At 73.9% G+C, this 10,345-nt stretch carries 1 protein-coding gene; it reads left to right on the top strand.

The features are described from left to right. The first annotated feature begins 36 nt into the window (after positions 1–36). Positions 37–10,341 carry a type I polyketide synthase gene (locus tag CGL27_RS18470; RefSeq protein WP_119988552.1) on the top strand — a complete coding sequence of 3,435 codons (10,305 nt, stop codon included), beginning with the start codon at positions 37–39 and terminating at the stop codon, positions 10,339–10,341. Positions 10,342–10,345 lie beyond the last annotated feature (4 nt).

The raw sequence follows: 10,345 nt of genomic DNA, 5'->3' as shown, positions 1-10,345 counted from the left end.
CCCTCAATTCAACTGACCTCAGGAGGTGACGTTTCCGTGGCTAGCGCGAACGAAGAGAAGCTTCTCGACAATCTGAAGTGGATGACCACTGAGCTGCGCCGGGCCCGTCGCCGCCTGACCGAGGTGGAGGCGGACGCGCAGGAACCGATCGCGATCACCGCGATGAGCTGCCGGTTCCCCGGTGGCGTCGGTTCGCCCGAGGATCTGTGGCAATTGGTCGCGGAGGGCGGTGACGCCATTTCCGGATTCCCCGCCGACCGCGGCTGGGACATCGAGGGGCTGGCCGATCCGGACCCCGACCGCAAGGGCACCTTCTACAACAGCGGCGGCGGATTCCTCGACGGCGCCGCCGAATTCGATCCCGGATTCTTCGGCATTTCGCCGCGCGAGGCCCTCGCTATGGACCCGCAGCAGCGGCTGCTGCTGGAAACCTCCTGGGAGGTTTTCGAGCGCGCGGGAATCGACCCGACCTCCGTCAAGGGCAGCCGCACCGGCGTTTATGTGGGCGCCTCGGCCATGGGCTATGGCTCGGATGTTTCGGGCGCGCCGGAGGAGCTGGAGGGCCTGCTGCTCACCGGCGGCGCCACCAGCGTGCTGTCCGGCCGTATCGCCTACACCTTCGGACTCGAAGGCCCGGCCGCCACCATCGACACGGCCTGCTCGTCGTCGCTGGTCGCCCTGCACTGGGCGGCCCAGGCGCTGCGGCAGCGCGAATGCTCGCTCGCCCTCGTCGGCGGCGTCACCGTGATGCCCAACCCGGACGTCTTCGTGGAGTTCAGCCGCCAGCGCGGCCTCGCCCCCGACGGCCGCTGCAAGTCCTTCGCCGCCTCGGCGGACGGCACCGGCTGGTCCGAGGGCGTCGGCGTGCTGCTCGTCGAGCGGCTGTCGGACGCCCGCAGGAACGGCCACCCGGTACTCGCCGTGGTGCGCGGCAGCGCGGTGAACCAGGACGGCGCGTCCAACGGCCTGACCGCGCCGAACGGCCCCTCGCAGCGGCGCGTCATCCGCCAGGCCCTGGAGAACGCCCGACTGTCTGCCGCCGAGATCGACGTCGTCGAGGCGCATGGCACGGGCACCACGCTGGGCGACCCGATCGAGGCGCAGGCGCTGCTGGCCACCTACGGCCAGGAGCGGCCCGAGGGCCGTCCGCTGTGGCTGGGCTCGCTCAAGTCCAACCTGGGCCACGCCCAGGCGGCGGCGGGTGTCGCGGGCATCATCAAGATGGTCATGGCGATACGCCACGGCATCCTGCCCAAGACCCTTCACGTCGACCAGCCGTCCCCGACCGTCGACTGGTCGGCGGGTGAGGTGTCCCTGCTGACCGAGGCCCGCCCCTGGGACGAGACCGGCAGGCCGCGCCGGGCCGGTGTCTCGGCCTTCGGCGTGAGCGGCACCAACGCCCACACCATCCTGGAGCAGGCCCCCGAGCCGGAGGCCGAGGAGCCGTCGGCCACGGACGAGGACGCCACGCCAGTCGCGGCGGTCACCGCCACCGTGCTGCCGTGGCCCCTGTCCGCCGGGAACGCGGCGGCGCTGCGCGACAACGCCCGCCGCCTCGCCTCCCACCTCGACCGCGAACCCGCCCTCGGCACCACCGATGTGGCCTACTCGCTGGCCACCGGCCGGGCGGCGCTGGAGCGCCGCGCGGTGGTCGTGGGCGAGGACCGCGCCGGGCTGGCGACGGGCCTGGAGGCGCTGGCGCGGGGGGAGTCCGCGCCGGGGCTGGTCGAGGGCGTGGTTGCCGAGGGTGAGCTGGCGTTCCTGTTCACGGGGCAGGGGAGCCAGCGGCTGGGGATGGGGCGTGAGCTGTATGACGCCTATCCGGTGTTCGCCGAGGCGCTGGACGCGGTGTGTGCGGAGCTGGACCGGCATCTTGAGCGGCCTTTGAAGCATGTGCTGTTCGGGGATGACGCTGAGGCGCTGGATCAGACCGGTTTCACCCAGCCCGCGTTGTTCGCGGTTGAGGTGGCGCTGTTCCGACTCGTTGAGGCGTGGGGTCTGCGGCCCGACTATCTGTCGGGGCATTCGATTGGTGAGCTGGCCGCTGCGCATGTGGCGGGTGTGTTGTCGCTGGCGGACGCGGCGAAGTTGGTGGCGGCTCGTGGCCGTTTGATGCAGGAGCTTCCGGCGGGTGGCGCGATGATCGCGGTGCAGGCGTCGGAGGACGAGGTGCTGCCGCTGTTGACCGAGCGGGTCAGTATCGCCGCGCTCAACGGGCCGACGTCGGTGGTCATCGCGGGTGATGAGGACGAGGTTGTCGCGATTGTGGCGGGCTTCGAGGCGCAGGGTCGGAAGACCAAGCGGCTCATGGTCAGCCACGCGTTCCACTCGCCGCGTATGGACGGCATGTTGGACGCGTTCCGGCAGGTGGCGCAGGGGCTGTCGTACGAGGCTCCGAAGATCCCGATCGTGTCGAATCTGACCGGTGGCGTGGTGTCCGCCGAGGAGATCACGGCGGCCGACTTCTGGGTGCGCCATGTCCGCGAGGCCGTCCGCTTCCTCGACGGGGTTCGGACCCTTGAGGCCAAGGGTGTCACCACGTTCGTCGAGCTGGGCCCGGACGGTGTGCTCACCGCGATGGCTCAGGAGTGTGTGACCGACTCCGCGTCGGACGCCGCGTTCATCTCCGCGCTGCGCAAGGACCGTCCCGAGGCCGAGGCGCTGACCAGGGCCGTCGCACGGGCGCATGTGCGCGGTGTGGCCGTGGACTGGGCCGGGTTCTTCGCCGGTAGGGGCGCGGATCAGGTGGATCTGCCGACGTACGCCTTCCAGCATGAGCGGTTCTGGCTGGAGCCGGGTGCCGGGTCCGTCGGTGATGTGGCCTCCGTCGGGCTGGAGTTGGCCGGGCATCCGCTGCTCGGCGCCGCGGTGCCGCTGGCGGAGACCGATGGGCTGGTCTTCACGGGACGGCTGGGTGTGGATACGCATCCGTGGCTGGCCGACCATGTGGTACGGGACACGGTGGTGCTGCCCGGCACCGCGTTCGTGGAGCTTGCCGTGCGCGCCGGTGACCAGGTCGGCTGTGACCTGCTCGACGAGCTGACCCTGCACGCCCCGCTGGTGCTGCCCGCCCGCGGTGGCATCCGGCTGCAGCTCACGGTCGGCGCGCCCGACGGCGCCGGACGGCGGTCCCTGACCGTGCTGTCCCGCGCGGAGGACGCCCCGGCCGAGGAGCCGTGGACGCGACACGCCGACGGTGTGCTCGCCTCGGGCGCGCCCCGGCCGTCGTTCGCGCTGACCGCGTGGCCGCCGCAGGGCGCCGAGGCGGCCCGTACCGAGGAGCTGTACGCGGCCCTCGCGGACGGCGGGCTGCGCTACGGCCCGGTGTTCCAGGGGCTAACGGCCGCCTGGCGGCGCGGGGACGAACTCTTCGCCGAGGTGCGGCTGGACGAGTCCGCCGCCTCCGACGCGCAGGCGTACGGACTGCACCCGGCGCTGCTCGACTCGGCGCTGCACGCGCTCGGCATGGACGGCCTGGGCGACGGCGAGAGCCAGGGCGGGCGGCTGCCGTTCGCCTGGAGCGGTGTGTCGCTGTACGCGAGCGGCGCCTCGGCGCTGCGGGTGCGGCTGGTGCTACGGGGCACGGACGGGGTCCGGCTGGAGATCGCGGACTCGGCCGGTGCGCCGGTCGCCGCCGTGGACTCGCTGGTCCTGCGCGCCGTGTCGGCGGAGCAGGTGCGGGCCGCGCGGGCGGCGTACCACGAGTCGCTGTTCCGCGTGGAGTGGACCGAACTCCCGGCCGGAGCGGGCGCCGGCGCGCCCGGCGGCAGCCGGTGGGCGGTGCTCGGCGCGGACACCCTCGGGCTCGTGGCCGCCGGGGCCGGTGCGTATGCGGACTTCACGGCGCTGGGCGAGGCCGTGGCGTCCGGGGCGGCCGTACCGGAGTACGTGTTCGTGACGCCGTCCACGCAGGGCGGCGACGAGGTGCCGGGCGGGGTGCCCGGCACGGTGCGCCGGGCCACGGCCGAGGCGCTGGGCCTGGCCCAGGCGTGGCTGGCCGATGAGCGGTTCGCCACCTCGCGGCTGGTGTTCCTGACCCTCGGCGAGGGCGAGCCGGTGCGTGATCCGGCGCAGTCCGCGGTGTGGGGTCTGCTGCGCACGGCACAGGCCGAGAACCCGGACCGCTTCCTCCTGCTGGACATCGACGGCCAGGAAGCGTCGCTCGCGGCGCTTCCGGCCGCGCTGGCGGCGGGCGAGGAGCAACTCGCCGTCCGTACGGGCGTCGCCCGTATCCCGCGCCTGGCCAGGGTGCCGGTCGCGGACGAGACGGCGGCCACCGAGGGTGCCTTCGACTCCGAGGGCACGGTGCTGGTCACCGGCGCCTCCGGTTCGCTGGGCGGGCTGGTGGCCCGGCATCTGGTGGCCGAGCGTGGCGTACGGCAGCTCCTGCTGGTGAGCCGTCGTGGGCAGCAGGCCCCGGGTGCGGCCGAACTCACCGCTGAGCTGGGCGAGTTGGGTGCGAGCGTGCGCTGGGCAGCGTGTGATGTGGCGGACCGGGACGCGCTCGCCGCGACCCTCGCCACCGTCCCCGCCGAGCATCCGCTCACGGCGGTCGTCCACACGGCCGGTGTGCTGGACGACGGTGTGATCGGCTCGCTCACCCCCGAGCGCGTCGAAAACGTCATGCGTCCGAAGGTGGACGCGGCATGGAATCTGCACGAGCTGACCCGCGACCTGGACCTGACGGCCTTCGTGCTGTTCTCCTCCGCCTCGGGCGTGTTCGGCACTCCCGGCCAGGGCAACTACGCGGCCGCCAACGCCTTCCTGGACGCCCTCGCCGCACACCGCCGCGCCGAGAGCCTCCCCGCCGTCTCGCTGGCCTGGGGCCCCTGGGCGGGCGCCGGTATGGCCGGTGGTCTGGACGAGGCCGACATCAGCCGGATGCGGCGCGCCGGACTGCCGCCGCTGTCCCCGGCGGAGGGCCTGACGCTCCTGGACGCCGCGCTCACCACGGACGAGGCGGTGCCGGTCCCGATGCGCGTGGACGCCGTGGCGCTGCGCGCCCAGGCCGCGGCGGGCGCGCTCGCGCCGCTGCTGCGCGGGCTGGTGCGGGTCCCGGTGCGCCGCGCGGTGGACACCGCCGCGGGCGGCGGCTCCGCGCTTGCGGAGCGGCTGGCCGGGCTGAGCGCGGCCGAGCAGGACCGGCTGCTGCTGGACCTGGTCCGTACGCAGGTGGCGGCCGTCCTCGGCTATGCGGGTCCGCAGGCCGTCGAGGAGGGCCGGGCCTTCAAGGACCTGGGCTTCGACTCCCTGACCGCCGTCGAACTGCGCAATCTGCTGCGCGAGGCGACCGGGCTGCGGCTGCCGCCCACGCTCGTCTTCGACTACCCCACCTCGACCAGCCTGGCGGGCCATCTGCGCGAGGAGATCGTCGGGGACGCGGCCGACGCGATCGTGCCCGACCGGGTGATCAGCGCGGTGGACCGCGACGACCCGATCGCGATCGTCGCGATGAGCTGCCGCTTCCCCGGCGGTGTGCGGTCGCCCGAGGAGCTGTGGCAACTGCTGGTCGCCGGTGACGACGCCATCACCCCGTTCCCCGCCGACCGCGGCTGGGACCTCGCCACCCTCTACAGCGAGGACCCCGACCTCGAGGGCACCAGCTACACCCGCGAGGGCGGCTTCCTGCACGACGTGGCCGACTTCGACGCGTCGTTCTTCGGTATCTCGCCGCGCGAGGCCCTTGCCATGGACCCGCAGCAGCGGCTGCTGCTGGAGACCACCTGGGAGGCGTTCGAGCGGGCCGGGGTCGACCCCGCGTCCCTGCGCGGCAGCCGTACGGGTGTCTACATCGGCTCCAACGACCAGGACTATCTGACGCTGTGGCTGAACGAGCCGCAGGGCCTCGAAGGCCACCTCGGCACCGGCAACTCCTCCAGCGTGGCCTCCGGCCGGCTCTCGTACGCCTTCGGGCTCGAAGGCCCGGCGGTCACCATCGACACGGCCTGCTCGTCGTCGGTGGTGGCGCTGCACCTGGCCGCGCAGGCGCTGCGCAACGGCGAATGCTCGCTCGCGCTGGCCGGAGCCGTCACGGTCATGTCGACCCCGGGCGCCTTCCTGGAGTTCAGCCGTCAGCGCGGACTGGCCGCCGACGGCCGGATCAAGGCGTTCTCCGGTGACGCGGACGGCACCAACTGGGCCGAAGGCGTGGGCCTCTTCCTGGTGGAGCGGCTCTCCGACGCGCGCAAGAACGGCCATCCGGTGCTCGCCGTCCTGCGCTCCACCGCCATCAACCAGGACGGCGCGTCGAACGGCCTGACCGCGCCCAACGGCCCGTCCCAGCAGCGCGTCATCCGGCAGGCCCTGGCCAACGCCGGTCTTTCGGCCACGGACATCGACGTCGTGGAGGCCCACGGCACCGGTACGACGCTGGGCGACCCGATCGAGGCGCAGGCGCTGCTCGCCACCTACGGCCAGGACCGGCCGGAGGACCGGCCGCTGTGGCTGGGCTCGGTGAAGTCCAACATCGGCCACACCCAGGCCGTGGCGGGCGCCGCCGGCATCATGAAGATGGTCATGGCGATGCGGCACGGTGTGCTGCCGCGGACCCTCCACGTCAGCGAGCCGACCCCGCACGTCGACTGGACAGCGGGCGACATCGAGCTGCTGACCGAGGCCCGGCCCTGGCCGGAGACCGGCCGTCCGCGCCGCGCGGGTGTGTCGTCGTTCGGCTTCAGCGGCACCAATTCGCACGCGATCATCGAGCAGGCGCCGGCCATGGACGCGGTCTCCGCGCCCGCTCCGGAGCGGGCCCTGCCCGTCCTCGCCTGGCCGGTTTCGGGCCGTACCGAGGACGCGCTACGGGCCCAGGCCGCGCGGCTGCGCCCCTCCGTGGACGCCTTCGCGGACGCCTCCGTGGACGGCGGCGCCGATGGGCCGCGCCCGCTCGACCTCGCCTACTCCCTGGCCACCTCCCGTGCCGCCCTGGAACACCGGGCCGTGGCGCTCGGCCGGGACGGCGGCCTCCTCGGCGAGCAGCTCGCGGCGCTGGCCGACGGGCGCGGTGCCACGGGGCTCGTCGAGGGCTCGGTGACCGGCGGCAAGCTGGCGTTCCTCTTCACCGGGCAGGGCAGCCAGCGGCTGGGGATGGGGCGTGAGCTGTACGACGCCTACCCGGCGTTCGCCGAAGCGCTGGACGCGATCTGCGCGGAGCTGGACGCCCATCTGGAACGGCCGCTGAAGGACGTCCTGTTCGGGGACGACACCGAGGCGCTCGACCGGACCGGACTCACCCAGCCCGCGCTGTTCGCGGTCGAGGTGGCGCTGTTCCGGCTGGTGGAGGCATGGGGTCTGAAGGCGGACTTCCTCTCCGGCCACTCGATCGGTGAGCTGGCCGCCGCGCATGCGGCCGGTGTGCTGTCCCTCGCGGACGCGTGCACGCTGGTGGCCGCGCGGGGCCGGCTGATGCAGGAGCTGCCCGCCGGTGGCGCGATGATCGCTATCGAGGCGTCGGAGGACGAGGTGACGCCGCTGCTCACCGAGCGCGTCTCGATCGCCGCGCTGAACGGCCCGACGTCGGTGGTCATCGCGGGTGATGAGGACGCGGCGGCGGAGATCGCCGGGTCGTTCGAGGCGCAGGGTCGGAAGACCAAGCGGCTCACCGTCAGCCACGCGTTCCACTCGCCCCGCATGGACGGGATGCTGGAGGCGTTCCGGCAGGTGGCCGAGGGGCTGACGTACGAGGCCCCGCGCATCCCGATCGTCTCCAACCTCACCGGCGCCATCGCCTCCGCCGAGGAGATCACGACGGCCGACTTCTGGGTGCGCCACGTCCGCGAGGCCGTCCGCTTCCTCGACGGCGTACGGGCGTTGGAAGCCCAAGGCGTCACCACCTTCGTGGAGCTGGGCCCCGACGGCGTCCTGACCGCCATGGCCCAGGAGTGCGTCACCGACGCCGACGTGGCGGGCTTCGCGGCCGGGCTGCGCAAGGACCGCCCCGAGGCCGAGACCCTCACCACCGCGCTCGCCCAGGCGTATGTCCGGGGCGCCGAGGTGGACTGGGCCGGGTACTTCGCCGGGACCGGCGCCCACCGCGTCGACCTGCCGACGTACGCGTTCCAGCGCCGCCGCTTCTGGCCCGAGTTCGCCCTGGAGACCGGGACCTCGGCCGAGGGCGCCGTGGACGCGGTGGACGCGCGGTTCTGGGAGACCGTGGAGCGCGAGGACTGGGAGTCGCTCGCCACCGAGCTGCGGGTCGAGGGCGACCAGCCGCTCAGCGCGGTGCTCCCCGCCCTGTCGACGTGGCGCCGCGCCCAGCGCGAGCGGTCCGCCGCCGACGGCCACCTCTACAACGTGGTGTGGAAGCCGCGTCCGCAGGGCCCGTCGGGCTCCCCGGCCCCGGCCGGCACCTGGCTGACCCTCGTTCCCGCGCACCACGCCGACGACCCGCGGATCACCGCCGTGGCCGACGACCTGACGCGGCGCGGGGTGCGGGTCGTCCGCGTCGAACTGGACGCCGCGGACACCGACCCCGCGGCCGTGGCCGACCGCCTCGCCCAGGCGACGGCCGACGGCCCGGTGGCCGGAGTGCTGTCCCTGCTGGCGCTGGACGAGCGGCCGCATCCGGCGCATCCGGCGGTGCCGGTCGGCCTCGCGCTGACCGGTGCGCTGGCCGAGGCGCTGGCGCGGCCCGAGGGGCTGGCCCTGCGGGGCGACGACGCCCCGGCGCGGCTGTGGTGTGCCACCCGGGGCGCGGTCGCGACCGGTGGCGCCGACCGGCTGGACAGCGCCACCCAGGCCCAGGTCTGGGGCTACGGCCGGGTCGTCGCCCTGGAGCAGCCCGAGCGCTGGGGCGGTCTGGTCGACCTGCCGGAGACCGTGGACGAGCGGGCGCTGGACCGGCTCGCGGCCGTGCTCGCCGGGGCCGACGACGAGGACCAGGTGGCGATCCGCGCCACCGGGGTCTTCGTACGCCGCCTCGTCCCGGCCCCGCGCGACGCGGCGACCGCCGCCGCCGAGCCCTGGACGCCGCGCGGCACCGTGCTGGTGACCGGTGGCACGGGCGCCCTGGGGCGGCATGTCGCCCGCTGGCTGGCCCACAACGGCGCGGAGCGGCTGGTGCTGCTCAGCCGCCGTGGCCCCGACGCGCCGGGCGCGGCCGAGATCGTGGCCGAACTGTCCGGCACCGAGACCGCCGTGACCGTCGAGGCATGCGATGTGGCCGACCGCGACGCGCTCGCGGCGCTCGTGGAGAAGCTGGCCGCCAACGGCACCCCGGTACGTGCCGTGGTGCACTCGGCCGGGATCTCGCAGGAGCCCGGCACCGGCACCGAACTCCCCGAGTTCGCCGGGATCGTGGCGGCCAAGACGACCGGGGCGGTCCACCTCGACGCCCTCTTCGGCGAGGACGCCGAGCTGGACGCCTTCGTGCTCTTCTCCTCGATCGCCGGGGTGTGGGGCAGTGGCGGCCAGGGGGCGTACGCGGCCGGAAACGCCTTCCTCGACGCGCTGGCCGAACAGCGCCGGGCCCGCGGTCTCACCGCCACCTCCGTGGCCTGGGGGCCGTGGGCGGAGGGCGGTATGGCCGCCGAGGGCGACGCGGAGGAGCAGTTGCGCCGCCGTGGACTGCCGCCGATGGCGCCGGAGCTGAACATGGTCGCCTTCCAGCGGGTGCTCTCCCGCCAGGAGACCGCCGTGACGGTGGCCGATGTCGACTGGGAGCGGTTCGCCCCGGCCTTCACCGCCGCCCGCCCCCGCCCGCTGATCGACGATCTGCCGCAGGTCGCCAAGGCCCTGCGGGGCGGCGGCGAGGGCGAATCGGCGGACACGGCGGCGGCCGACGGCGCCTCCGCGCTGCGCGAGCGGCTCGCCCAACTGGCCGTGGCCGACCGTAAGGACGCGGTGCTGGAGGTGGTCCGCACCCATGTGGCCAGCGCCCTCGGCCATGCCTCAGCCGACGAGGTCGAGGCCGGACGCGCCTTCAGCGAGCTGGGCTTCGACTCGCTCACCGCGGTCGAACTGCGCACCCGGCTCGGCGCGACCACCGGCCTCAAACTGCCCGCGAGCCTGGTCTACGACTACCCGACACCGGCCGCGCTCGCCGAGCATCTGCTGACCGAGCTGATCCCGGACGGACCGGGCCACGGCCCCGGCCACGCCCCCGCCCATGTGGACACCGATCCGCAGGACGCCGAGCTGCGCCGCACCCTGGCCACCATCCCGATGGGCCGGATCCGGGAGGCGGGGCTGCTGGACACGCTGCTCCGGCTGGCCGATCCACAAGCAGCCACTTCCGATCCCAGCCGCGTCGAGGACGAGGCGGAGTCCATCGACGAGATGGACGTCCAGCACCTCATCGACATGGCGCTCGACCTCGACAGCCTCGACGGCAACGATTCCTGACGCG

Origin of the sequence: Streptomyces sp. 11-1-2 (genome assembly GCF_003595545.1) — a bacterium.
Classification (GTDB): domain Bacteria; phylum Actinomycetota; class Actinomycetes; order Streptomycetales; family Streptomycetaceae; genus Streptomyces; species Streptomyces hygroscopicus_B.
Note: the sequence above shows the minus strand (reverse complement) of the source record. Positions and strands in the feature narration are given on the sequence as shown.